Source organism: Tannockella kyphosi (assembly GCF_021054785.1).
GTDB classification, from domain to species: Bacteria; Bacillota_I; Bacilli_A; order Erysipelotrichales; family Coprobacillaceae; genus Tannockella; species Tannockella kyphosi.
In genome coordinates this window covers 1,420,060-1,445,049 of record NZ_CP088239.1, presented here as the reverse complement: position 1 = coordinate 1,445,049, position 24,990 = coordinate 1,420,060, and the positions used below count along the sequence as shown (strand labels likewise).

The following is a 24,990-nucleotide window of genomic DNA, read 5'->3' as shown; positions in this document are numbered from 1 at the left end:
AAGTAGAGGTAGAAAAATGCAAGAAATAGAATCAAAAAAACAAAAAGAAGTGCATCATATTAATGCCACAAAGAAAATAGCTTTTAGCTTTTTAGGGGTTATCTTTGTTGGATCGATGTTACTTTCTTTAGATATATCCAATCAATTAACAGTATTGCCATATTTAGATAACTTATTTATTGCTACGTCAGCAACATGTGTAACAGGGCTTGTTACTACGGTTGTAACGGATCAATATAGTTTATTTGGTCAAATTGTTATTTTGATAATGATTCAAATAGGAGGATTAGGTTTTTTAACATTTTTATCTTTAACAATGTTAAAAATGCGTAAACGTTTGTCATTACAAAGTAGAATTGTTTTACAAGAAGCATTGAATCAACCAGGAATGAATGAAATTGAAAATTTGGTAAAGAAAGTAGTTAAATATACTTTTTTAGTGGAATCCATTGGTATGATAGGGTTATGTACTGTTTTTGTACCTGAATATGGTTTTGTAAAAGGATTATATTATGCTTTGTTTCATTCTATATCTGCTTTTTGTAATGCTGGATTTGATTTATTAGGAAGTAATTCATTAGTTGGATATCAAACAAACATAATTGTTAATATAACGATAACTTCACTTATTATTTTAGGTGGTTTAGGATTTGTAGTGTGGTTTGATGTGTTAAAGACATATAAAAAAGAACAGAAAAGAAATGCAGGGTTTCATATCTCTCATTTGTGGAAAAAGTTAGCAGTACATACAAAATTAGTTTTAATTATAACTATTGTTTTAATTGCTTCAGGGACTCTTTTGTTTTTAGGATGTGAGTTTGGTAACGATGCATCAATTGGAAGCTTATCATTGTTAGAAAAGTTACAAGTATCTTACTTCCAGTCAGTTACTTTACGTACTGCTGGCTTTGCAACAGTAGATATTGCTCAATTATATAATCATACTAAATTATGGATGTGCTTGTTTATGTTTATTGGAGGTTCCCCAGCAGGTACTGCTGGAGGTATTAAAACGGTGACATTTGCAATTGTTTGTCTAATGATTTATAATATTTATCACGGACGTAAAGAAGTAACTTTATTCCAACGTCGTATTAAAAAACGTTTAATAATACGTGCCTTTGCAATCTGTACGATTGGTTTGTTATTTGCTTATTTAGGCTTATTTGTATTAACAATGACAGAACCAAACTTACATGTTGTAGACCTTATTTTTGAAGCTTTCTCAGCTTTTGCAACAGTAGGTCTTAGTGCCGGGGTTACACCATTATTAAGTAGTGCGGGGAAAGTAGTTATTATTGTGTTGATGTATATTGGACGTATTGGACCAGTAACATTATTACTAACATTTGCAAAAAAAGAGAATATGCGTCAAGGAAAAGTAGAAATTAGATATCTAGATGAAGATGTATTACTAGGTTAGGAGAAAAAGTATGGCAAAGAAACAATATGCAGTTTTAGGACTAGGGATTTTTGGTTCAACCGTAGCAACAACATTGGCTGAACAAGGTTGTGAGGTATTAGCTGTAGATCGTGATATTAGTTGTGTTGAAAGAGTAGCGAGTGAAGTAACTAAAGCAGTAGTAGCAGATGTTACAAAAATAGAAGAGTTGTCAGCTTTAGGGATTGAAGACTTTGATGTTGCGATTATAGCAATAGGAACACACTTAGAAGAAGCTGTTTTAGCAACAATGCATTGTAAAGAATTAGGAGTTCCTTATGTTATAACAAAAGCAAAAAACAAAGCATTTATGAAAATCTTAGAAAGAGTAGGTGCTGATCGTGTTATTCGTCCTGAAAAAGAAATAGGAATGAAATTAGCGAAGAGCTTACTTCGTAAAAATCTAGTAGATGTTGTTGAATTAGATGATGATAATTCAATAGTAGAAATATACGCACCAACTATTTGGACTGGTAAAACAGTAAAAGAATTAAATGTTCGTACTAAATATGAAATGAATATTTTAGGAGTAAGAGATAAAGAAACAGAACAGTTATCATTAGGTGTAGCACCTGATTATAAGGTAAAACCTAGAGATCGTTTCTTAGTTCTTGCAAGAACAGAAAAACTAGAAGATTTTGATACATTATAGATACTTGTAAAAGTATCTTTTTTTTAATAAATAACGACATATCTACATGATTTATATAAAATATGTATATTTTAATGAAAATATGCTATTATATAGGTAATAAAGGAGGTAATATACTATGAAATTAATCGTTGCTATTATCAATTCTGACGATAGTTCTTTTGTTCAAAGCGCACTAATAGATGCTGGATACTTTTCAACAAAGCTATCTACAACAGGTGGGTTTTTAAAGAAAGGGAATACTACTTTTCTTATTGGAGTAGAAGCACTAAAAGTAGAACACGTACTATCTATTATTGAAGAAAATGCGAAAAAACGCGTTGAAAAAGAACCAACAGTACCACCTACTGAAATGGGTGAATTCTTCACACCAGTTATGATCGATGTAACTGTTGGTGGAGCAACCGTATTTGTATTAGATATTGATCAGTTTCAAAAATATTAAAAAGAGTGGTATTCCACTCTTTTTTGTTTTATAATGCTTTAATAGAGTAAAATAAAGGGGGAAGAGTATGTTTTCTAATTATGATGAATTCTTACATTTCATGAGTTTGCAAAAAGATCGTGTTTATAGTTTAGATAATTTACAAGCTTATATCCTTCAGTGTCATCCCAATTATTTAGACTTACCAGTTATTCATGTTGCAGGTACAAATGGAAAAGGGTCCACTGTTCATTATTTAAAGACGGTATATTGTAAATCGGGTTATCGGGTAGCTACTTTTGTTAGTCCGGCACTACATTTACGTAATGATATTATTAAAATAAATGATCAAGCTATTCCAATAGAAAAAATGGTAGCTATTGCAAATACTTATATAGATCAATATTTAGAATATCAATTATCTGTTTTTGAAATAGAAGTATGTATTGCTTTTGAGTATTTCTTGGAACAAGGAATTGATTTAGCCATTATTGAAGTAGGGCTTGGAGGTCGTTTAGATGCTACTAACTTTGTAAAGCCACTAGTTAGTATTATTACTAATATTTCTATTGATCATGTTGATTTCTTAGGTAATACATTATCATCGATTGCAAAAGAAAAAGCAGGTATTATTAAAAAAAATACGCCTTGTATCATAGGTGAAACAAAACAAGAATGTATCAAAGTTATTAGAGATTGTTGTAAACAACAAGATGCTTTCTTATTACATGTTCAAGAATTAAAAAATGTCACTCAAAATAGTTATCAGTATCGTGATTATAATATTCAATTAAGTGCCTTAGGCACTTATCAAAAATTAAATAGTTCCTTAGCTTTGGAAGTTATTTATTATTTACAAACAAAATATCCTTGTAAAAAAGAAGATGTTGAAAAAGCTATTTATGAGGCTAATTGGCCTGGTAGATTTGAGCAAGTAATGGATAAACCAATTATTATTATAGATGGTGCTCATAATGATGCTGGTATCAAGATGTTTATTGAAAGTGCTCAATACTATGGAAAAGGAACTATCTTGTTTAGTGCTTTTAAAGATAAAGATATTACAAGTATGTTAGAACAGTTAAGAAGCTTTAGTGATGATATTATATTAACTACATTTGATCATCCTAGAGCCGCTAGTTTAGAGGACTATCCTAGTTCTTGTCCTAAAGAAGCTTGTTGGAAACAAGCAATAGAAGATTTAATTAAAACAAAGGATCGTATTTATATTACCGGATCCTTAGCATTTATTTCATTAGTTCGTGCTTATATATTAGAAAGAGGAGGAGTCTACACTAAATAACAACAAAATGTACGGTCATTGATCGGAATTAACGCCTGTGGACTAGTAAAGAGGATGAAGCAGGAAAGTTGTAGTAGCAAAGAAGAATATGATTCAAATAATTTTGGGAATTATTTTATTATTAATAGGGGTTATAGTATTAAAGAAATATCCTTTAAAAAAGGATGTTAAGATGTTAAGTCGTTGTGGCTTATTTGTTATTATTGTTATTATTATGAATCGATTATCTATTATGATACCATTGTTTGGTTTAGAAAGCTTTCAAATAGGTTTTGAGACATTATCAATTATGTTAGTAGGAGCCATTATTCCTCCAGGATATGCTTATTTATGTGCATTGGTTATTGATTTTGGAGGATTATTAGTTGTTCCTAGTGGATTTCCTTTTTTAGGATTCACCTTAAACTCTGTTATCCAAATATTAATACCATCTATTTGGATGCATCACCAAAAAGAAAAAAGCTTTATGATACCGATTGGTATTTTAAAAACAATTTTAGTAGCATTAGTAATAGTAACATCTACTTATTTCTTATCAATTGGTACAATTGAAGTATCTGGAGTAGAATTTACGATGTTCATGAAATATAAAATAATCATTATTATCATATTAGTAATTTTTATAATCTTTATTTTCTATGCTTTACATAAAAAAGAACATCAATTATCACAAGAAGAAATACATGCTTTTAGTTCATGGTTAACAGTTGTATTGTTAGTAGAATTAATTGTTACAATGACTTTAACACCTTTATGGTTAGATATCATGTATGGAATACCTTTTTTCCTTTCTGTATTTATACGTGTATTAAAAGCTTGTTTTATGATTCCAATAGATATATTTGTTGGTTATAAATTATATAAAATCTTACATAAACTGTAAGATTTTTTTGTTTAAAGAATGAATCCTTGGTAAAAATAAAACCGAGGTGAAATAATGAATAAAGAAGATTATGAAAAAATCGCAAATAGTTTAAGTCCAAAAGTGAATAAAAAGAAAAATGCTGGAATTGCTTTTTTAGTAGGAGGTGTAATAGGAGCTATTGGACAATTCTTTCTAGAATTGTACCAAACTATCTTTATGATTAGTGAAACAGATGCAACACCCTATATGGTAGTGACCATGGTATTTTTAGCTTGTGTATTAACAGGATTAGGAGTATATGACAAGTTGGGTGCTATTGCAGGAGCAGGTTCATTTATTCCTATTACTGGCTTTGCTAATAGCATGACTGCTAGTGCAATGGAAGGAAGAAGTGAAGGAATAGTTCTAGGTATTGGTGCAGGTGTGTTTAAACTAGGAGGAACTGTTATTACCTTTGGTATTGTTAGTTCTTTTGTGTTAGGAGGAATTCGTTATGTCTTGTCGTATTTCTGGTAATTCTTTTTTGTTAGAAAATGTATATGTGGAAAAAGTAGCAACTAGTGCTGGAAAGATAGAAGGTCAAGGACCAATTGGTAATTATTTTGATATTGTTTATCATGATCATTATTTAGGAAAAGATAGCTATGAATTAGCTGAGATTGCGATGTTAGATGATGCTTGTGATATTGTGATGCAAAAAGCAAAGATAAAGCAAGATGATATTGATTTATTTATTGGTGGAGATTTGAATAATCAAATTACTGCTATCAATTACTTTTGTAAAAGAATAAAAAGACCACTATATGGAATCTATAGTGCTTGTGCAACCATGGGACAAGGTATCCAACAAGCAAGTTTATTCTTAGAAAATAAATCAATGGAACGTATTTTAGTAATGGTTTCAAGTCATAATGCATGTGCTGAAAGACAGTTTCGTTATCCTAATGAATATGGTATTCAAAAGCCTATTACCACAACATTTACAGCAACAGGTGCAGTTAGTGTATTACTTACTAATAGCCCTACAAAGGTCCGTATAGGGGCTATTACAATGGGTAGGGTTATTGATATGTTACAAACAAATCCTAATGATATGGGTAAAGCAATGGCTCCTAGTGCTTTTGATACTTTAAAGAATCATTTAAAGGATTTAAATCGTAGTGCTGATTATTATGATTTAATTGTTACTGGTGATTTATCAAATTATGGAAAAAATATTATGGAAGTTTTAATGGATAGAGATGGAATGAAAGCAAAGCAATATCATGATTGTGGTTGTTTACTTTATGAAACAACACAAGTTGTATTTCAAGGTGGTAGCGGACCAACCTGTAGTGCCTTAGTAACTTTTGGGTATTTATACCAAAAGTTACTACAAGGAAGCTATCAAAAGATATTAGTTTTACCAACAGGAGCATTATTAAACCCAATAATGACAAATCAAAAACAAAGTATTCCTTGTATTTGTCATGCTTTTAGTTTGGAGGTAACACAATGAATTATCTATTAGCGTTTGTATTTTGTGGTTTTGTTTGTTTGGTAGCACAAGTTATTTATGATCATAGTAATTTAACACCAGGGCATATTATTTGTTATTTTGTTATAGTAGGGGCAGTATTGGATTTTTTTAATATATATGATACACTAGTTTCTATTTTTCATGCAGGAGCATTGTTACCTATTACTAGTTTTGGTCATTCTTTAATGCATGGAGCCATGGAAGCTACGGATGAATTTGGAATCTTTGGATTAGCACTAGGAATGTTTGATTTAACAGCAGCTGGAATTACAAGTGCGATTGTTTTTGCTTTTTTAGTAGCGTTATTTAGTAGGCCTAAATCATGATTGAAAATCCATCTTTTGATTGTAAAAAAAGAGTTATAGATTATCGAGGAGAAATCGTAACTATTTATTTTTTATCTAGCTTGTGTAAAGAAGATTTAATTGCTTATTTAGTTCATGGAATAGTAGAAGATAAGGGGAAGGACTTTTTAGATTGTTTGAATAATGGCGATGTTTCCTTACAAATGGATACAAATAAACTAGAATATGCACTATATTCAGGGTGCTGTGTCCTCTTTTATAAAAAATTAAGCTATGTCCTAGAAATGCGTAACTTTCCAAGTCGTAGTATTCAAGAACCAGAAACTGAAAAAAGTGTTCGTGGGGCAAAGGATGGTTTTAATGAAAACTTAGTTGTAAATGTAGCCTTATTACGTAGAAGAATTAAATCACCTACTTTTCTTTGTATGGTGGAAACAATTGGTAGTACGAATAAAATAGATATTTGTTTATGTTATTTAGAAGATAAAATAGAAGCTGATTTATTAAAACAAGTAAAATCTAGAATTTCTAAAATCAAAGCAAATGATTTTATTATGAGTGATCGAGCTATAGAAGAACTAATTATGGATCAAGGATATAATCCTTTTCCATTAGTTCGATATAGTGAAAGACCAGATGTAGTTGCAACTCATATTGTCCATGGTTATTTAGCGGTGATTGTGGATACTTCTAGTTCTGTTATTATGTTACCAACTACTTTGTTTGAATTATTAGAAAATGTAGAAGAATATCGACAAGCTCCTATTATTGGTACTAGTGTTCGATTGTTACGCTATTTTGCAGTATTTTTATCTGTTTTTATGATACCAATATGGTTCTTTCATACAGATGTTACTAATCTTTTAATTATTCAGGTGTTTATAGTAGATGTAGCGATTGAATTATTACGACTTGCTACGATTCATACACCTACGTCTTTATCAAATGCAATGGGTGTTGTAGCAGCTATTTTACTTGGACAATTTGCTATCAATTTGGGAATGTTTAGTGAAGAAGTTTTATTAGTAAGTGCCATTAGTAATATATCAGGATTTGCGAATCCTAGTTATGAATTATCATTAACGAATAAGTATATTCGGATGTTAGGAGTGATAGTTTTTTATTTCTTTAGAGAAGCAGGAATGATAACTTATTTTGTTATTTTATTTTTCTATTTGTTATCCTTACGTCCTTTTGGTCATGGTTATTTATACCCACTTATTCCATTTAATAACAAAGCTTTTATCAAGCATTTAATCCGTAAACCTAAGTAAAACAATCTTGATTTTAAAGACATTTTTTATAAATTGTGCTATAATGTCGTGGGGTGAAAAGACATGGAATATAACGTAGTATTAGAAGATTTTCAAGGACCTTTAGATTTGTTATTACATCTAGTAAAGGAACATGAATTACAATTAGAAAATATTGAACTATCAGTTATTACAGAACAGTATTTAACGTATATTCAATGTATGGACTCAACGAATCTTGAAGTGATGTCTGAATATTTAGTAATGGCTGCAGACTTAATAGAAATGAAAAGTAAAATGTTATTACCAAAAGAAGTAGTCAACATTCAAGATGATTATCAAGAAGATCCTAGAACAGCCTTAATCCGTCGTTTAATTGAATACAAACGATACAAAGATGTACTAGATGAAATTCGTGAAAAATATCTTTATCGTCAAACATTTATTGTAAAGCCTAGTGAAAATATGGATGAATATGTGGTAGATAGTTCAACAATGATACCAGATAATTTAGAAGTGTATGACTTAATGAAAGCAATGCAAAAAATGTTTCAAAGAAAACTCTTATCAAAGCCTTTAGATACACATATTACTAGAAAAGATATTAGTGTTGATGAAAGAACATTACAAATAAGGGATTATTTTAAAACAAGAGTAAATAAAAGAGTAGAAATGAGTGAATTATTTGATCGAACAGATCGTTTCTATTTTGTAGTAACTTTTATTTCTTTATTAGTATTAGCGAAAGATAATGAAATAGAAATTATTCAAGATGATTTGTTTGAAAATATTTATATAGAGGGGAAATTATAATGGAGACACAACAATATATAGATGCTATTGAAGGAATTCTTTTTATTGTAGGTGATGAAGGGATTGATTGTCTTCAATTAAGTAAAATATTAGAAGTATCAAAAGCCCAAGCAACGGCTTTACTAGATGATTTTGTAGCTGCTTATCATAAAAGAAACATCAAAGGAATACAAGTAGTTTGTTTTGGTGGGAAGTATAAATTAGCGACAAATCCAGAACATTTTCAGTATTATCAAAAATTAGTAGAACAAACAAGTGCAACTATTTCGAATGCTGCTTTAGAAACGTTAGCTATTATTGCTTATAATCAACCGGTTACAAGATCAAAGGTAGAAGAGATTCGTGGGGTAGGAAGTGATACTATGATTCGTAAACTTGTTGCAAAAGCATTGATTAAAGAAGTTGGTAGAGAAGATTCTTTAGGGATGCCTATTTTATATGGAGTAACAAATGAATTTATGGATGCATTTTCTTTGACATCATTGGATGAGTTACCTGATTTACAAGATGTTGTTCAAATAGAACAAGATGAAGACCTGTTTAAAACAAAGTATCAAGAGGAAATGTAATATGGCTTTATTAAAACATCTAAAAGTAATTAATAAACATAAGTATCATGTTACTCGTCTTTGTTTTCGTTGTGGTTTATATAAACAAGGAATTTTGCATGATTTGTCTAAATACAGCCCTATTGAATTAGCTACAGGAGCTAAATATTTTGATGGAACACGTTCACCTAATGGGGTAGAACGAATGGAAAAAGGTTATAGTGAGGCTTGGTTACATCACAAGGGAAGAAATAAACATCATTGGGAATATTGGGTAGACTTTGGTTTAGAAGGACCTAGTGCGGCACCAATGCCAATGTGTTATTTAATAGAGTCTTTTTTAGATCGTATTGGAGCTACTATTGTTTATCGAGGGAAAGATTTTAAAGTAGATGATCCATTAATCTATTATAATCGTACAAGACCCTATTATATTATTGAAGAAAAAACAGATGAAATACTGTTAGATTTATTAAACTATCTAGCAAATAGTGATATTGATCAAACAATAGAATATATAAAAAAAGAATATGTAAACAAAACCAAATAACAAAATCATCTTTAAAAGCAAGTGGAACTAATGTTCCACTTGCTTTTAAAAATATCGAATAAATAAGGACTTTTATGGTTTTTTATTGTGATTTAAAGGAACTAGTGATAAGATAAATATAGGATCTTTTGGGAGGGATTTTTATGGAGCAATATTTGTTTGATCAAAAAATTCATAATAAATTAATTGAACCAATAATCTGTGTTGATTTAGATGTTCGAAAAGTGGTTTATTGTAATGAGGCTTGTAAATACTTGGAACTTATTCATGAAGATATGTCGATTGAAGAATTATCGAAAGTTATTGTTGCTAAAGAAAGTTATCATACCATTGCAAAACAAGTTATCAATATGGATAAAGAATGCGTTGTTCAAAGTGTGGAGATGATTACGAATGGAGAGTCGACTGTTCATGGTGATTTACATATCACACATGGAAAAGACTGTGATCGACAACTATACTTTATGCTACGTTATAAACCAGAAGATGTTCAATATGTATTTATGAAAAATCGTTGTTTTGAGTTAATCTATACAATGTCTTTTTCTTATCCGTTTTGTTTGAATATTGAAAAAAAAGAAATCCATTTTATTGGACCTGTTTTATCCCATTTTAAAGTAGCTCCAATTATGAAAAATTATCCAGAAGAAGTGATTCATGCCGGTGTTATTCATAAGGATGATATTGAAATATTTAGAGATGTTGTTAGATGCATGTATCAAGGAATACACACGGATCATGTTTTTAGAACCTATACAGATGATGGTACTATTTTATGGTATACAGCTAAATATGTTGTGAGTCGTGATAAATATGGTAATCCAGTTGAAATTGTCGGTGAATTTGTTAATGTGCAAGAAATAAAAGAATTAGAAATAAAAATGCACACAGATGAATTAACAGGTTGTTATAATAAAAATGCTTTCCAAATGATGGTCAGTGAAAAGTTATCATCTAGCACTCAAGATGATAAACATGCTCTTATTATTGTAGATGTGGATAACTTTAAAACAATCAATGATAACTTAGGACATCCTTATGGAGATACGGTATTAAAAGAAATGGGTGATAAATTACATACTATTTTTCATGATGGGGAGTATATTGGCCGTATTGGTGGTGATGAATTTATGATTTTTGTTCCTTGCTTGCAAGGAAAACAAAAACTCATAAATTATTTAGAACAAGTTATTGTTGAGTTTAACCAAACTTTCCTAGGGAAAACAAGAGAATATAAAACTACTGCAAGCATTGGGGTAGCTACATATCCTCAAGATGGATTCGTTTTTCAAGATTTATATGATTGTTCTGATATGGCATTATATGATGTAAAAAGCAGGGGCAAAAATGCTTATCGTTTTTATCAAGCGTCTATGTCTCAAGGGAATATGAATAATACGACACCTTTTGATGTGGCTTCTAGAGCTTTGTCACAACATTTTGATAAACAGCTTATTTCTGATATTTTTTCTTTATTAACACAAGCACTAGATTATGAGGCATCTATTAATAAAGTATTAGAATTATTAGGAAGACGTTTTAATGCACAAAGATGTTATATTTTTGAGTTTATAAAAGATGATTCTTATCATTTTGATAATACCTATGAGTGGTGTCAACAAGGATTCATTTCTCAAAAAGATAATTTAAAATCAGTACCCAAAGAAATTTATCAACCAATGATAAATAATTCAAATGAAGATGGTGTTTTCTATTGTAATGACTTATCTGTTTTTCAAGGAGAACCAATCCAAAAAATAATGGTAGAACAAAACATTCAATCATTTTTGATATCTTTTAATAAATTCGATGGAGAAGTGGTCAATATGATTGGTTTTGATGACTGTACAAAAGCTAGAATTTGGAGTCCAATCGAAATAGCAACCTTAATGCATGCTAGCAAAATCATTGCTCAATCTTTAAAATATAATTCTCTAATGAAGGCTTCAGAAAGGATGGCAAGAGATAAATTACGTGTTTTAGATGAACTAAATTCATATGCTTATATTATAGATGATGAAACTGCACAATTACTTTATTTTAATGTTGAACTAAAAAAAGCATTTCCTAATGTTAAAAAGGGTGATTTTTGTTACCAAGTATTACATGGTAAAAATGAAAGATGTACGAATTGTCCAATTCTAAAAATGAAAGATAAAAATAAATTAAAATATCGTTGTATTATGCCAATTCAAAAATTAAACCAAAATATGTTAGTAAACACTACTTATCTTGGACAATTTGAAGGTAGAAGTAGTACTTTTTTCTCTTGTGGTAATTTAGAAGATTTAGATGATTATGAAAATGATTATATAAAAGATTGTTTTTTATAATGTCTTTCTATTATGTGAAATATTCATAAATCAAAAAGAATAGTAATCCGAATTCTAATATTTGTTTTTATAAAAGACTAGTCAAACGGGGTTCAATAAAAAATAAATACATGTGTTATATTTTAAAATATAGGAGTGTAATTAATATTTATATCGTTAAATAAGACGAAACTATTGCAATTTACACAAAAATGGTGTATAAATATGTAAACGGTTACACTTGTGAAAAATTTATCACAAATGCCGAAATAATAAAAAACAAGGAGGATATAAAAATGAAGGGTTATGCAATGAAGAAAATAGGTTCAACAGGATGGTTAGAAAAAGAAATACCAACTATTGGGCCAAATGATGCTTTAGTTAGACCAACAGCAGTATCACCATGTACATCTGATATTCATACAGTATGGGCTGGTGCTTTGGGAGAAAGAACAGATATGATCTTAGGCCATGAAGCAGTAGGTGTGGTAGAAGAAGTAGGTGAGTTAGTAACTGATTTTAAAAAAGGCGATCGTGTATTAGTGGCCGCTATTACACCAGACTGGAATTCAGTAGAAGCTCAAAAAGGATTCCCTATGCATTCAGGTGGGATGTTAGCAGGATGGAAATTCTCTAATTTTAAAGATGGTGTATTTGCTGAATATTTCCATGTTAATGATGCAGATGGTAACTTAGCACATATTCCAGATGAAGTAGATGATATTAGTGCAGTTATGTTATGCGATATGATGCCAACAGGATTCCATGGTGTTGAATTAGCAGATATTAAATTTGGTGAAACTGTATTAGTAGTAGGAATTGGACCAGTAGGTTTAATGGCTGTTGCAGGTGCTAAATTACGTGGAGCTTCCGAAATTTATGCGGTAGGTTCTCGTCCTAATTGTATTGAAATAGCAAAAGAATATGGAGCTACTCATATTATTAATTACAAAAATGGTACTATTGAAGAACAAGTAATGGCTTTAACAAATGGTGAAGGTGTTGATAAAGTAATTGTTGCAGGTGGAGATAATGATACATTTATTACAGCTGTAAAAGTAATGAAACCAGGTGGTATTGTTGGTAACGTAAACTACTTAGGTGAAGGTGAATATTTAAGAATTCCTAGAGTTGAATGGGGATGTGGTATGGGTCATAAAACAATTGCAGGAGGATTAATGCCTGGTGGACGTGATCGTTTAGAAAAACTACTAGCTATGGTAAAAATAGGAAGAGTAGATCCTTCTAAGTTAGTAACTCATAAATTTGATGGCTTTGAACATATTGAAGAAGCATTATACTTAATGAAAGATAAACCATCTGATTTAATTAAACCAGTAGTAATCATGAAATAGAAAATAACTTGAAAGGATGAAAGAAATTTCATCCTTTTTTCATAAATAGAAAAGAAGACTGTTTCTCAATAATCTTCTTTTCTATTTCCTTGCTTTTTGTTAGAATGGTCCTAGTGAGGATAAGTTATGGACAAAAAAATAATCTTTTTAGATGTAGATGGAACTACTTGTTTACCTGGAAAACTAGTTAGTGAAAAAAACAGATATGCAATAAAAAAGGCAAGAGAAAATGGTCATCTTGTTTATTTTTGTACAGGTCGTGCAAAATGTAGCTTAGGAGAAGATGTTTCTTCGATTGAATGTGATGGTTATGTATTATCGGCAGGAGGATACGTAGAAAATAATGGAAGAATAATTAGTGAAACAACGATTGATACATCCGTTGTTCGTAAATTAAAAGATGCTTTAGAAATAGAAGGAATTGCTTTTATTTTTGAAAGTACGAAATGTACCTATATAACGGATGATTTTATTCATGGATTTATTGGTGGACAAAGAGATTTAAGTCAACAGGTTTATCAAAAAGAAATGGATGTGGCTTATGCATCATTTTGTCCGGTACCAATGCAAGATTGGGATGGACAAGGTATTCAAAAAGTGTGCTTTGCAACGAATAAGAAGGATGCTCTAAATAAAATAGAAAATGAGTTTAAAGACTATTTTACTGTCATTGAACATTCTGTATTTTGTAGTGAATATTTAGTAGGTGAAATAATCATACATGGAACTAGTAAAGCAACAGGTATTCAATTAATAGTAGATGATCTAGGTTGTGGATTCGAAAATACGATTGGATTAGGTGATAGTATGAATGACTATCCAATGATTCAAAGTGTTGCTTATGGAGTTAGTATGAAACATGCACCTGATGAGTTAAAGAAAGCTAGTAAAATGGTAGCTCGAGATGCAGGGGAAGATGCTCTTTATTATGTTTTTAGAGCAATAGAGTTGATATAGGTGCTAATATGGATAAAAAAGTTATATTTATAGATGTAGATGGGACATTATATCAACATGATAAAGCTGTTAGTTTGAAAAATGTTCAAGCAATAAAAGAAGCTAGAAAGAATGGTCATTTTGTTTTTATTTGTACTGGTAGAAACCTTTGTAGTATTAGTAAAGAAATAATAAATATTGGATTTGATGGGATTGTTTGTAGTGCCGGAGGACATGTAGAAGTAGAAGGCAAAGAAATACATAGTTCTTATATTCCTAGTAAGACAGTGCATCATATTTTAGATATTTTTAACAGAAATAAAATGGAATATGCCTTAGAAGCAACAAAGCATACTTTTATGTCGAAACATATGGCAGATTATTTTTTAGAAGATATTACAAATAAACCAAACTCTGAAAAGGCAAGATTGATAGAAGCTATTCATAATGAATTTACGTCAAAAAGCATGGATGATTATCAAGAAGAACATATTCATAAGATATCTTTTGTTAGTAAAGATGAGGCTTCTTTAGAAGAGCCTAGAAAGTTATTAGAAAAAGATTTCTTTTTTGTGATTCATGAATTAAGTCAAACAATTACTATTAATGGTGAAATTATTTTAAAGAAAACAAATAAAGCTACTGGAATTATGCATGTGTTGGATTTTATAAATAAAAAACAAGAGGATACTATTGGGATTGGTGATAGTATGAATGATTATCAAATGATTGAATATGTTGCTTATGGTATAGCAGTGGGAAATGCTTGCCAAGCATTAAAGAATATTAGTGATATGGTCGCAAGAGATGCAAAAGATGATGCAATCTATCATGTATTTAAAGAAATGGGGATAATATAATGGGGAAATATATATTCATAGATATTGATGGCACATTAGTAAATGAAGAAAATAAAGTTAGTCAAAAAAACAAAGAAGCTATTGATAAAGCGAGAAGCAATGGGCATCGAGTTTATCTTTGTACAGGTAGAGCAAAATGTAGTACGACAGAAGTGCGTCAGCAATTAAATTTAGATGGTTATATTTGTGCTGGAGGAAGCTATATTGTAACAAAAGAGGAATGTATTTATGCTAGTTACTTAGAATCTCCTGTACTCCAAAAAATAAGAGATGTTTTAGAAGAATATCAATTAGGATATGGATTAGAAGGGACAAATACTACTTATATGACAGAAGGAATTATCTATTCTTTCTTTGAACATTCTAAATTAACAAAAAAAGAAATAGAATCGAAAATAACAGAAATAAAGCGTGTTTATAATGTGGTAGATATTCAAGAATATCAAGGAGAACCGATTCATAAAGTATGTTGTAATTCAAAAACAAAAGAAGCTTTATTAAAAGCACAAGAATTATTGAAAGATGAATTTACTTTTATAAATCATGGTATAAATGATGCAGAAATATTAAAAAATCAATTATCAAAAGCTAGTGCTATCCAACTTATTTTAGAACATATGGGAGCCAAACAACAAGATACTATTGCAATAGGGGATAGTATGAATGATTTTGAAATGGTTCAATTTGCACAAATAGGTATTGCTGTTGCAAATGCCAAAAAAGAACTGATTGAAGTAGCAGATATGGTTGTTTGTGATTTTAGAGAAGATGCCATTCATGATGCATTTATAAAATTAAATCTAATTTAATTATCTTTAAAACAATAATAAATAGCTTTGAGCAACAAATCTTGTAATTATAAAACAAAAGAAGTATGATTTAAAAAAGTCAGGAGGTACTTATGGAAACTAATAATAGAATAAAAGTATATTTTCATCCCCAAACAAAAGAAGAAAATAGAATTTATATCCAGTCTGATTATTTATATATTCAATACTTTGGTCAAAATAAGGTAGTTGCATTAAGAGATATCCTACATGTAAAAATATCTTTAGTTACAAGAGTACATACTGCAGCTCAAAATGTCCGTGTTTTAAAATTTAGTCACCTATTTTCTAAAAATGAACAAGGCGGATTGGGGCGTTTCTTTTTTGATTTAGATATTATTTTAAAGGATGAAGTAATTCAGTTTGAAAGTATGGGAATAGAAGATGGAATCGAATTAATCAAACAACTTTATCAAGAAGTAGAACATTTTGAAGATCCTTTATTGATTCTAGAAGCTATAAATAAATATCCTAATAAAGTTGATTTGTATCGTTATTTTGAGATCAATTATTCTTCTTGGGCAAAAAAATATCATTTAGATAATCCTCGTAAATTAGATAAACAATCATTAACAATATTAAAAAAAGAACTAGAAAAAAATAAAAGAGGAAATTAATTATAAAGAAAGCATATATTTTATGGAGGTGATCGACATGAAGTATATGTTTTCTTTTATTGTTTTTTTGTATCTACTAATACCAATTAATATTTATGCATTTACAGGAAATAGCTATGTTGTAATAGAAGGAGATAGTGGACAAGTCTTAGAAAATCAAGATATGTATGATATTCAAAGTGTAGCATCAATATCCAAAATAATGACAGCAATTATAGCAATTGAAAATCAATCTTTAGACACAATGATTACAGTAGATGAAATAGTAAATGAAGCCTGGGGTAGTGGGATATATGTACATATTGGAGATGAAATAAGTTTACAAGATTTATTGTATGGATTACTTTTACGGAGTGGGAATGATGGAGCATTGGTAATCGCCCAAAGTGTAGCTGGTGATGTTTGTAGTTTTGTAGAATTGATGAATCAAAAAGCAAAAGAATTAAATATGGAACATACTAGTTTTTCTAATCCAACAGGATTAGATGAGCAAGATGATGGGAATTTATCTTGTGCATATGATATGGCTATTTTAATGAGATATTGTTATCAAAACCCAATCTTTCAAGAAATAATAGGAACTCAAGAATATCAAAGATTAGATGGGAATGGCACTTGGATAAATAAAAATAAACTATTAGAAATGTATGAATATTGTGTAGGTGGTAAGACTGGTTATACCACTCTTGCAAAAAGGACATTGGTTACGATTGCTAGTAAAGAGAATATGGAATTAATTATTGTTACGTTAAATTGTGGGGATGATTTTGAATTTCATCAAAGTAAGTATATTGAATACTATGAGTTATATGAAAGTAAATTATTATTACAAAAAGGGATACTAAACATTGATTCTTACCGTTATATTTTATTAGAAGATATTGAAATCAATATCTTAGAAGATGATGAAGTATCCATTCAATTCAATAATGATATCTTATATATATTAAAAAATAACCAAATAGTAGAACAACATACTTTAATAAAGTATCGATTTATTCGATGTTTTTTCTTTAATTTTAAGCAAATATTCATAAATTAGCTTTAAAACATACAAAATGTCTATACATTCAGTATGAAAAGAAATATATTTTCATTTTTTTTATGTTAAGTGTTGACTTTTATAATTACAGAATGTATCATATAGGTAGTTAGCAGAGACTAACCACTAATATACTCCATTTCTCCTAGATGCAAGCTAGTAGAAATTCTCATGTACAAACCAAATCATGAAACCCTTCTTATACAGTGTATTGGTGATTTTCCTTAATAAACACTTTCTAGTGTATAAAAAAGAGGCCGGCCAGCCTCTTTTTATGTTACTCAAAATAACACATCGTACGATTAAATGATATAAAAATCTGTTTTCATTTTAGATAATAAGGGAAGTAATTTTATTAGTTGTAAATAACTTTCTATTTATCGTACTTATTTTATTTTAGGACATTATCATAAGCTATTAATAATATTTTTATTTTTTTACTATAAGTGTTGACTTTTATAATTGCAAAATGTATTATGTATGTAGTTAGCAGAGACTAACCACTAATATACTCCGTTTCTACCTAGATGCAAGCTAGTAGAAATTCTCATGTACAAACCAAATCATGAAACCCTTCTTATACAGTGTATTGGTGATTTTCCTTAATAAACACTTTCTAGTGTATAAAAAAGAGGCCGGCCAGCCTCTTTTTATGTTACTCAAAATAGCCTATAGTATGAAAATATATTTTGCAACTTATGTCAAAAAAATTGTATAATATGTAAAATAGCTTGTCATCATAAAGAGCGATTGTATAATAGCTGATATACAGGAGGATTATATGTTAAAAATTAAAAATCTTACAAAGCAGTATGGAGAATTTAAAGCAGTAGATGATCTTACTTTAGAAATACCTAGTGGTTCTATTTATGGATTTATTGGTCATAATGGTGCTGGGAAGACGACTACATTAAAAAGCATTGCAGGTTTATTACCGATTGAACAAGGAAATATTACAGTGGATAATATCTCTTTAGAAAATAATGCATTGGAAGTAAAGAAGATTATTGCTTATCTTCCGGATAATCCGGATCTATATGAATATCTTTCAGGAGCAGCATATTTAAATTTTATTGGAGATGTCTTTGGGATAAGTGCAAAAGATCGTGAAGAACGTATTCATAAGTATGCAGATATGTTTGAACTTACAAAAGACTTAGCACAACCAATTAGTTCTTATTCTCATGGGATGAAGCAAAAATTGGCTATTATTAGTGCTTTTATACATCAACCTAAATTATTATTAATGGATGAACCATTTGTTGGTCTAGATCCTAAAACATCAAAAGAATTAAAAGAATTAATGAGAGAATTTTGTGATCAAGGAAATGCAATCTTCTTTTCTACTCATGTTTTAGAAGTAGCAGAAAAACTATGTGATCATATTGCAATTATTAAAAAAGGAAAATTAGTTGTATCTGGAAAAACACAAGAAGTAATAGGAAATGAATCTTTAGAAGATTTCTTCTTAGATATTGGTGATGATAATGCTTAAGCAATTAATTAAAATTCGTCTAAAAGGATTACTATCTCAATTAACAAAAGGTGGTAAAAAAGAAGGTAAAGTTAGTCTGTCAAAATGTATCTTATATGGATTGTTATTCCTATATGTTTTTGGGGTCCTGTTTGCCTTGGCGTTTTCTGGTTTTAATATAATTTATCCAGTGTTTGAAATGTTAGAAATATTATGGTTATATTTTGCTATGATGGCAGTTTTTGCGATACTACTAAGTTTTATTGGTAGTGTATTTCTTGCTAAGCAAGAAATATATGATGCTAAGGATAATGAATTATTATTATCGTTGCCTTTAAAAGAAATGGATATTTTATTGAGTAGGGTAATTGTTGTTTTGTTATCTAACTATGTTTATTGTGCACTGGTTATTATTCCGGCATATCTTGTTTATATTCAATATCAAGGAATAAGTGTATTACAAGCGTTATTTTTCTTTATTACCTTTTTGATATTACCATTATTTGTGTTGTCAATTACATGTCTTTTTGCTTGGTTGATTACTTTTTTCATGCGTTATGTTAAGAATAAGAATATCTTTACTTTTGTTACTTACATTTCTTTTTTTATGATTTATTTATATGTTGTAAGTAGTGGAGCTAGTTATGTTAATTATTTATTAGCACAAGGAGAGAGAATTGCGGATGTAGTGAAGAGAGTAGTGCCACCACTATATTATATGGCAATAGGAATGCAAGAAGAGTCTATTATTAGTTATCTTATTTTTGTATTATGTATGATTGTACCTTTTCTTTTCGTGATGAAGGTACTAGCAAATAACTTTATTAAATTATCTTTATCTAAGTCAAAACAAAATAAGATTGAGTATGTAAAAAAAGAAATGGTACAAAAAACAATCTTCCAATCTTTATTAAAAAGAGAATGGAAACATTATTCTTCTAATCCAATGGTTATGTTAAATGGATCAATGGGGATTATCTTTAATTTAATAGGAATAGGAGCTTTTATCTTTTATTATAGTGATATAAAAGAGTTTATACTAACTAGTGGTATTTCTTTAGTAGATGCAAAAGAACTATTAGTACCACTTATTATTATTGCACTTTGTTATTGTACTTCTTTAAATATGATAAGTTGTGCATCTATTTCCTTAGAAGGAAATAGATTATGGATTATCAAATCGTTACCTATCAAAACATTTGATATCCTTATGGTGAAAGTTTTGTTTCATATTCTACTATGTGTACCAACACAGTTACTATTTTCATTAGTAGTAGCAATAGGATTTGGATTCGATATACTTTCTGTTTTATTAGTAACAATAGTACCTTTTTTACTAATTTGTCTTGTTAGTAGTGGGGGATTATTAATTAATTTATGGAAACCAAAATTTGATTGGGTGAATGAAACAGTGGTAGTAAAACAAAGTATGGCAGTAGTAATTACTATGTTTGGAACAATGGCTTTTGTTATTTTATTAACTGTTGCTTATTTTAAATTATTTGATAACTTTATCACCATGTATCAGTATTGTTGTTTTGTTTTTGCTTTTTTAGTCGTATGTAATGGTTTATCAATTTACTTATTAAAAACATATGGTGTAAAAAGATTTGAATCATTTATAGGATAGAGTGCGATGCACTCTATTTTTTTAAAAAAGTGAATTTGCATAACATATTTTCAGAAATGAAGCAAATCTAAAACAATGTATAAACACCTGTATTATGGTGTTCAAGTTAAAAAATAATATGCACATTAAAGATACTATATGTTATAATGAATATAAGAAAATCGCAAAAAAAAAGAACGCCTATGCGTTCACTAATGTAATTAAGTATAAACTTTATTTTAACTTTGCAATGCGATTTTGAATGGTAGCAATGTAGTGTTTTTGCTACAAGACAATAGTACAACAGAAAAGGAGAGGTGTCAAGATGGTTAAGAAAAAAAAGATTATTTATACTATTGGAATAGATATTGGGACTAATTCAGTGGGATGGGCAGTGGTTGATGAATATCACAAGCTTGTTAGATTCAAAAGAGAAAATATGTGGGGTACCAGATTATTCGAAACAGCGAATGTTGCTAAAGAAAGAAGGTTATCCAGAGGAACAAGAAGAAAATTCAACAAAAGAAGAGAACGTATTAGATGGTTGGATTACTTTTTTATGGGAGAGGTTATCAAGGTTGATCCATTATTTATTAAAAAAATAAAAGAAGCTTCGTTTTTAGATTATGAAGATAAAAAAGAACTATTAGGAACAAATATTCCTGTAAATTTATTTAATAGCCAAGAAGAAGAAAGAGATTATTTTAAGATGTACCCAACAGTTTATCATTTGAGAAAAGCTTTAATGACAGTCGAAGAAAAAATGGATCCTAGATATGTTTATTTAGCTTTACATCATATTATAAAATATAGAGGGAATTTTTTGTATGAAGGTCAAGAATTTAATGCTAATAATATTGAAATAGAAGACAAATTAATGGATTTATTTTCACAAATGCAAGTAATCTATGGGGAGAATGAATCAATTTCTCAAGAAGAAATTGACTTGATCAAAATTATTTTATCTTCCACATCAATGAATGCTACAGCTAAGAAAAAAGAAATAGTTGCTAAAGTAAAATGGCAAAACTCTAAGAGAATGGAAAATATTTTTTCTGTAATACTAGGCCTAAAAATAAAGCTGACTAAATTATTTGAAATAAAAGATATTGATGACAAAGTGGTTCTACATTTTAAAAACGAAGAGTATACTGAGAAACTAGCAGATTACGAATCGGAATTAGGTGAAAAAATGGAGTTTATAGCCCTTCTGCATGAAATTTATAGCTGGATTGTGTTAGAGGATGTACTTCAATCTGAAGAGAGTATTAGTGATGCAATGATTAGTAAATACGAAACTCATAAACAAGACTTGAAAGTGTTAAAAAAATTAATTAATAATTATGATAGAGATGAATTTATCCGTATATTTAAAGATAAAGACGAAAAAACAAAAAGCTACTACAATTACATTAATCATCCAAAAAAATGTTCACAAGAAGACTTGAATAAAAAGATATTAGAAATTTTAAACAAACTTGAAGGTGAGGAAGTTGAGTTATTGAAGAAAAGAGCGACTGAAGATAAGCTCTTGCCTAAAATCAACTCTACTGATAATGGGGCAATTCCCTATCAATTACATGTTCAAGAATTGAAAACAATTATTGAAAAGCAGGAAAAATATTATCCAACCATAAAAGAAAACAAAGACAAATTATTGAAGTTAGTAACTTTTAGATATCCTTACTACATAGGACCAATGAGTTATGCTAAAGTCCGCAAATTTGCATGGTTAACAAAAAGACCAGGACAAGAAAATCAAAGAATTACACCTTGGAATATTGAAGAAGTAGTCAATATGGAAGAGACAGCAGCAGCGTTTATTAACAGGATGAGAAATACATGTACCTATTTTCCGGGAGAGTATACATTAGCTAAAAACTCACTATATGTTTCTAAGTACGAGGTGTTAAATGAATTAAATCAAATTCGTGTGGATGATAAGTTGTTGCCAGTTGAAGTAAAAACAAAAGCCTTTGAAGAGTTATTTATGAAAAAAATTATTGTAAAAGAAAAAGATTTTATTGAATGGTATGAAAATGGACAGTATAAACAAAAAATTTCAAAAGTAACAGGGTATCAAAAAGAAAAACAGTTTGCTTCATCTTTAGCACCATGGATAAAGTTTACACAAATTTTTGGGGAAATAAACGATGATAATATCGATGATATCGAAAAAATAATTCTTTGGATGACAGTTTATGAGGATAAAAAAATATTGAAAAAAAGAATCCAATTAGAGTTACCAGAATTTGTAAATGAAGAGCAACTTACTAGTATTTTATCTACACGTTATTCTGGGTGGTCAAGCCTATCGAAGAAGATTTTATCTGATATAAAGAGTGAAGGAAAGTCTGTTTTGGATATCTTGGAAAGTGAACAACTTGTTTTCCAACAGGTGATAACATCATCTAAATATCAATTTAAAAAACACATTGCGGATGCTGTTAAATTAAAAGATGAAAATGATATTGTTTATGAAGATATCGCTGCATTACATGGATCACCGAGTTTAAAAAGAGGAATATGGCAAGCAGTTAAAGTTGTAAAAGAAATAATACAAGTTATGGGATGCGAACCAGAAAATATTTTTTTGGAGATAGCTAGGGAAGAAAACACAAAGAAGAGAACAGTTTCAAGAAAAGATAGATTAGATGCCTTGTATAAAGAAATTGCATCCGATAAATCATTTGATAGTGCTTATATTGATAGTGCGAAAAGTATAAAAAAACAATTGGAATCATTTGATGATAAACAACTTAGAAATGATAAACTTTACCTTTATTGTTTGCAACTAGGACGATGCATGTATTCGGGTGAAACTCTATCTTTATCTTCTTTACAAGAATATGAAATTGATCATGTTTTACCTAGGTGTTTGGTGCCGGATAACAGTATAGATAATCTGGTTTTGGTAAAAAGAAAAAGAAATCAAGAGAAGTCGGATCAATTATGTCTAGATCCTGAGATAATTCAGAAACAAAGACGTTATTGGCAATTGTTACAGGATAGAAAACTAATTAGTTCTAAAAAACAATTTAACTTATCGAGGCCAGAATTTGATAAAGCTCAAATTGAAGGTTTTATTGCAAGGCAATTAGTTGAAACAAGACAAATAACAAAGCATGTTTTACAATTGTTACAAAACAGATATCCTGAGGTGAACGTCTCAGCAATAAGAGCAAATCTGTCGAAAGAGTTCACAAATAAATATGGTATAGTTAAAGTGAGAGGTATTAACGATTACCATCATGCGCATGATGCATATACTGCTGCCTTTCTGGGTGGCTACATAAAAATGAGATATCCAATGTTTGGTATAGATATGACATTTAACAAGTATAGAAACAAAAGAAATAAAGATTTAGAATATGGTATACATGATAAAGGAACTGTTATTATTAATAGCTTGGAAAGAGAATTCTTTGATTCAGAGACCGGAGAACTTATTTGGAAACCGAATAATATTACTAGTATATTAAAAGTATATGATTATAAAAAATATTTTCTAACAAAGAAAGTAGAAGAAAACAAGGGAATTATGTTTAATTTGACAGTTCTTTCAAAATCGAATAATTTAAAAACGAAAGCTAAAATACCAGTGAATAAAAATAGAGCGAACGTAGAAAAGTATGGCGGTTTTTCAGGTATACAAAGTGCATACTGTATGGGAATCAAGTTTAATCATAACAAGAATAAAAAAGAGGACACAAAAATAATCTCTGTCCCAATTTATTTAAGGTCTTCATCTGAAGAAGAATTAATCAGCTATTTAGAAAAAGAGTACAGTATTTTTAACGTTAGTTTTATAACTGGAAAAATTTATATTCAACAATTGATACTTTATAAGGGGCATCCATTTTATTTGACATCTCATCGAGAGATAGTAAACGCACAACAATTAATATTAGATAAGTCGACTAAGACATTGTTTAGTAAAATGGAAAAGTGCAAGAAAAGTAATTCTTATTCGGTTTTACAAGATGAGGAACTGCTGGAAGCGTACGATATTTTATTAACAAAAGGAAAACAATTTTATAGCTTCTATGATAATGAATTGAATAAAATTGAAAAAGGAAAAGACTTATTTTTAAAACTATCATTAGAAGATAAAGTGACAGTTCTATTTGAAATTTTAAAAATATATAAAGCAGGAGCTGAGAATGGGAATTTAAAATTAATAGGCGGAACAGAACGCGAGGGTAGAAGACCTGGACTTAATTTAAGAGTTGAAGATTTATTGTTTATAAACAGTTCAATTACGGGTATGTACCATAAGAGGTAA

General features: G+C 29.5%; 22 protein-coding genes. All 22 read left to right on the top strand.

Features of this window, described 5'->3' with window-relative positions; genetic code table 11:
- Positions 1-16: 16 nt before the first annotated feature.
- The 22 genes from LRR82_RS07110 to cas9 all read left to right on the top strand — a co-directional run bounded on the left by LRR82_RS07110 (position 17) and on the right by cas9 (position 24,990).
- On the top strand, positions 17-1,423 hold the full coding sequence (locus tag LRR82_RS07110; protein ID WP_249028743.1) for a TrkH family potassium uptake protein: 1,407 nt from the start codon (positions 17-19) through the stop codon (positions 1,421-1,423).
- A gap of 10 nt (positions 1,424-1,433) precedes the next feature.
- On the top strand, positions 1,434-2,093 hold the full coding sequence (locus tag LRR82_RS07105; protein ID WP_249028742.1) for a potassium channel family protein: 660 nt from the start codon (positions 1,434-1,436) through the stop codon (positions 2,091-2,093).
- 118 nt (positions 2,094-2,211) lie between these two features.
- Positions 2,212-2,538, top strand: a complete 327-nt coding sequence (locus LRR82_RS07100; RefSeq protein ID WP_249028741.1) for a cyclic-di-AMP receptor — start codon at positions 2,212-2,214, stop codon at positions 2,536-2,538.
- 67 nt (positions 2,539-2,605) lie between these two features.
- A complete protein-coding gene (locus tag LRR82_RS07095) occupies positions 2,606-3,820 on the top strand; it encodes a bifunctional folylpolyglutamate synthase/dihydrofolate synthase (RefSeq protein WP_249028740.1) in 1,215 nt (404 codons plus the stop codon).
- Between the two features lie 88 nt (positions 3,821-3,908).
- A complete protein-coding gene (locus LRR82_RS07090) occupies positions 3,909-4,703 on the top strand; it encodes a folate family ECF transporter S component (RefSeq protein WP_249028739.1) in 795 nt (264 codons plus the stop codon).
- 54 nt (positions 4,704-4,757) lie between these two features.
- On the top strand, positions 4,758-5,201 hold the full coding sequence (locus LRR82_RS07085) for a SpoVA/SpoVAEb family sporulation membrane protein (protein WP_249028738.1): 444 nt from the start codon (positions 4,758-4,760) through the stop codon (positions 5,199-5,201).
- A complete protein-coding gene (locus LRR82_RS07080; protein WP_249028737.1) occupies positions 5,179-6,183 on the top strand; it encodes a stage V sporulation protein AD in 1,005 nt (334 codons plus the stop codon). Before LRR82_RS07085 ends, LRR82_RS07080 begins: the two co-directional genes overlap by 23 nt.
- Positions 6,180-6,530, top strand: coding sequence for a SpoVA/SpoVAEb family sporulation membrane protein (locus LRR82_RS07075; RefSeq protein ID WP_249028736.1), 351 nt, complete (start codon positions 6,180-6,182; stop codon positions 6,528-6,530). The genes LRR82_RS07080 and LRR82_RS07075 overlap by 4 nt, the downstream gene beginning before the upstream one ends.
- Positions 6,527-7,783: a spore germination protein gene (locus LRR82_RS07070; protein WP_249028735.1), complete on the top strand. Its 1,257-nt coding sequence runs from the start codon at positions 6,527-6,529 to the stop codon at positions 7,781-7,783. Before LRR82_RS07075 ends, LRR82_RS07070 begins: the two co-directional genes overlap by 4 nt.
- 63 nt (positions 7,784-7,846) lie before the next feature.
- Entirely contained in the window at positions 7,847-8,575 is a 729-nt protein-coding gene (locus tag LRR82_RS07065) for a segregation and condensation protein A (RefSeq protein WP_249028734.1), read from the top strand.
- Entirely contained in the window at positions 8,575-9,144 is a 570-nt protein-coding gene (gene scpB / locus LRR82_RS07060) for an SMC-Scp complex subunit ScpB (protein ID WP_249028733.1), read from the top strand. The genes LRR82_RS07065 and scpB overlap by 1 nt, the downstream gene beginning before the upstream one ends.
- A 1-nt stretch (position 9,145) precedes the next feature.
- Entirely contained in the window at positions 9,146-9,673 is a 528-nt protein-coding gene (locus tag LRR82_RS07055) for a DUF5662 family protein (RefSeq protein WP_249028732.1), read from the top strand.
- 143 nt (positions 9,674-9,816) lie between these two features.
- On the top strand, positions 9,817-12,006 hold the full coding sequence (locus tag LRR82_RS07050; RefSeq protein WP_249028731.1) for a diguanylate cyclase domain-containing protein: 2,190 nt from the start codon (positions 9,817-9,819) through the stop codon (positions 12,004-12,006).
- 275 nt (positions 12,007-12,281) lie between these two features.
- A complete protein-coding gene (locus tag LRR82_RS07045; protein ID WP_249028730.1) occupies positions 12,282-13,340 on the top strand; it encodes an NAD(P)-dependent alcohol dehydrogenase in 1,059 nt (352 codons plus the stop codon).
- A gap of 126 nt (positions 13,341-13,466) precedes the next feature.
- Positions 13,467-14,297, top strand: coding sequence for an HAD family hydrolase (locus LRR82_RS07040; RefSeq protein ID WP_249028729.1), 831 nt, complete (start codon positions 13,467-13,469; stop codon positions 14,295-14,297).
- A gap of 8 nt (positions 14,298-14,305) precedes the next feature.
- A complete protein-coding gene (locus tag LRR82_RS07035) occupies positions 14,306-15,136 on the top strand; it encodes an HAD family hydrolase (protein WP_249028728.1) in 831 nt (276 codons plus the stop codon).
- Positions 15,136-15,945 (top strand): Cof-type HAD-IIB family hydrolase, encoded by an 810-nt coding sequence (locus LRR82_RS07030; protein ID WP_249028727.1) that lies wholly within the window; start codon positions 15,136-15,138, stop codon positions 15,943-15,945. The genes LRR82_RS07035 and LRR82_RS07030 overlap by 1 nt, the downstream gene beginning before the upstream one ends.
- A gap of 92 nt (positions 15,946-16,037) precedes the next feature.
- A complete protein-coding gene (locus tag LRR82_RS07025) occupies positions 16,038-16,580 on the top strand; it encodes a hypothetical protein (protein ID WP_249028726.1) in 543 nt (180 codons plus the stop codon).
- Positions 16,581-16,617: 37 nt separating this feature from the next.
- A complete protein-coding gene (locus tag LRR82_RS07020; RefSeq protein WP_249028725.1) occupies positions 16,618-17,622 on the top strand; it encodes a D-alanyl-D-alanine carboxypeptidase family protein in 1,005 nt (334 codons plus the stop codon).
- 781 nt (positions 17,623-18,403) lie between these two features.
- Entirely contained in the window at positions 18,404-19,117 is a 714-nt protein-coding gene (locus LRR82_RS07015) for an ABC transporter ATP-binding protein (protein WP_249028724.1), read from the top strand.
- Positions 19,110-20,726, top strand: a complete 1,617-nt coding sequence (locus LRR82_RS07010) for a hypothetical protein (RefSeq protein ID WP_249028723.1) — start codon at positions 19,110-19,112, stop codon at positions 20,724-20,726. The genes LRR82_RS07015 and LRR82_RS07010 overlap by 8 nt, the downstream gene beginning before the upstream one ends.
- Positions 20,727-21,030: 304 nt before the next feature.
- Positions 21,031-24,990 (top strand): type II CRISPR RNA-guided endonuclease Cas9, encoded by a 3,960-nt coding sequence (cas9, locus tag LRR82_RS07005; protein WP_249028722.1) that lies wholly within the window; start codon positions 21,031-21,033, stop codon positions 24,988-24,990.

What these genes read in the sequence shown, in the direction of transcription:
- LRR82_RS07110 (WP_249028743.1), top strand. Translation starts at nt 17, where the DNA reads ATGCAAGAAATAGAATCAAAAAAACAAAAAGAAGTGCATCATATTAAT.
- LRR82_RS07105 (WP_249028742.1), top strand. Translation starts at nt 1,434, where the DNA reads ATGGCAAAGAAACAATATGCAGTTTTAGGACTAGGGATTTTTGGTTCA.
- LRR82_RS07100 (WP_249028741.1), top strand. Translation starts at nt 2,212, where the DNA reads ATGAAATTAATCGTTGCTATTATCAATTCTGACGATAGTTCTTTTGTT.
- LRR82_RS07095 (WP_249028740.1), top strand. Translation starts at nt 2,606, where the DNA reads ATGTTTTCTAATTATGATGAATTCTTACATTTCATGAGTTTGCAAAAA.
- LRR82_RS07090 (WP_249028739.1), top strand. Translation starts at nt 3,909, where the DNA reads ATGATTCAAATAATTTTGGGAATTATTTTATTATTAATAGGGGTTATA.
- LRR82_RS07085 (WP_249028738.1), top strand. Translation starts at nt 4,758, where the DNA reads ATGAATAAAGAAGATTATGAAAAAATCGCAAATAGTTTAAGTCCAAAA.
- LRR82_RS07080 (WP_249028737.1), top strand. Translation starts at nt 5,179, where the DNA reads ATGTCTTGTCGTATTTCTGGTAATTCTTTTTTGTTAGAAAATGTATAT.
- LRR82_RS07075 (WP_249028736.1), top strand. Translation starts at nt 6,180, where the DNA reads ATGAATTATCTATTAGCGTTTGTATTTTGTGGTTTTGTTTGTTTGGTA.
- LRR82_RS07070 (WP_249028735.1), top strand. Translation starts at nt 6,527, where the DNA reads ATGATTGAAAATCCATCTTTTGATTGTAAAAAAAGAGTTATAGATTAT.
- LRR82_RS07065 (WP_249028734.1), top strand. Translation starts at nt 7,847, where the DNA reads ATGGAATATAACGTAGTATTAGAAGATTTTCAAGGACCTTTAGATTTG.
- scpB (WP_249028733.1), top strand. Translation starts at nt 8,575, where the DNA reads ATGGAGACACAACAATATATAGATGCTATTGAAGGAATTCTTTTTATT.
- LRR82_RS07055 (WP_249028732.1), top strand. Translation starts at nt 9,146, where the DNA reads ATGGCTTTATTAAAACATCTAAAAGTAATTAATAAACATAAGTATCAT.
- LRR82_RS07050 (WP_249028731.1), top strand. Translation starts at nt 9,817, where the DNA reads ATGGAGCAATATTTGTTTGATCAAAAAATTCATAATAAATTAATTGAA.
- LRR82_RS07045 (WP_249028730.1), top strand. Translation starts at nt 12,282, where the DNA reads ATGAAGGGTTATGCAATGAAGAAAATAGGTTCAACAGGATGGTTAGAA.
- LRR82_RS07040 (WP_249028729.1), top strand. Translation starts at nt 13,467, where the DNA reads ATGGACAAAAAAATAATCTTTTTAGATGTAGATGGAACTACTTGTTTA.
- LRR82_RS07035 (WP_249028728.1), top strand. Translation starts at nt 14,306, where the DNA reads ATGGATAAAAAAGTTATATTTATAGATGTAGATGGGACATTATATCAA.
- LRR82_RS07030 (WP_249028727.1), top strand. Translation starts at nt 15,136, where the DNA reads ATGGGGAAATATATATTCATAGATATTGATGGCACATTAGTAAATGAA.
- LRR82_RS07025 (WP_249028726.1), top strand. Translation starts at nt 16,038, where the DNA reads ATGGAAACTAATAATAGAATAAAAGTATATTTTCATCCCCAAACAAAA.
- LRR82_RS07020 (WP_249028725.1), top strand. Translation starts at nt 16,618, where the DNA reads ATGAAGTATATGTTTTCTTTTATTGTTTTTTTGTATCTACTAATACCA.
- LRR82_RS07015 (WP_249028724.1), top strand. Translation starts at nt 18,404, where the DNA reads ATGTTAAAAATTAAAAATCTTACAAAGCAGTATGGAGAATTTAAAGCA.
- LRR82_RS07010 (WP_249028723.1), top strand. Translation starts at nt 19,110, where the DNA reads ATGCTTAAGCAATTAATTAAAATTCGTCTAAAAGGATTACTATCTCAA.
- cas9 (WP_249028722.1), top strand. Translation starts at nt 21,031, where the DNA reads ATGGTTAAGAAAAAAAAGATTATTTATACTATTGGAATAGATATTGGG.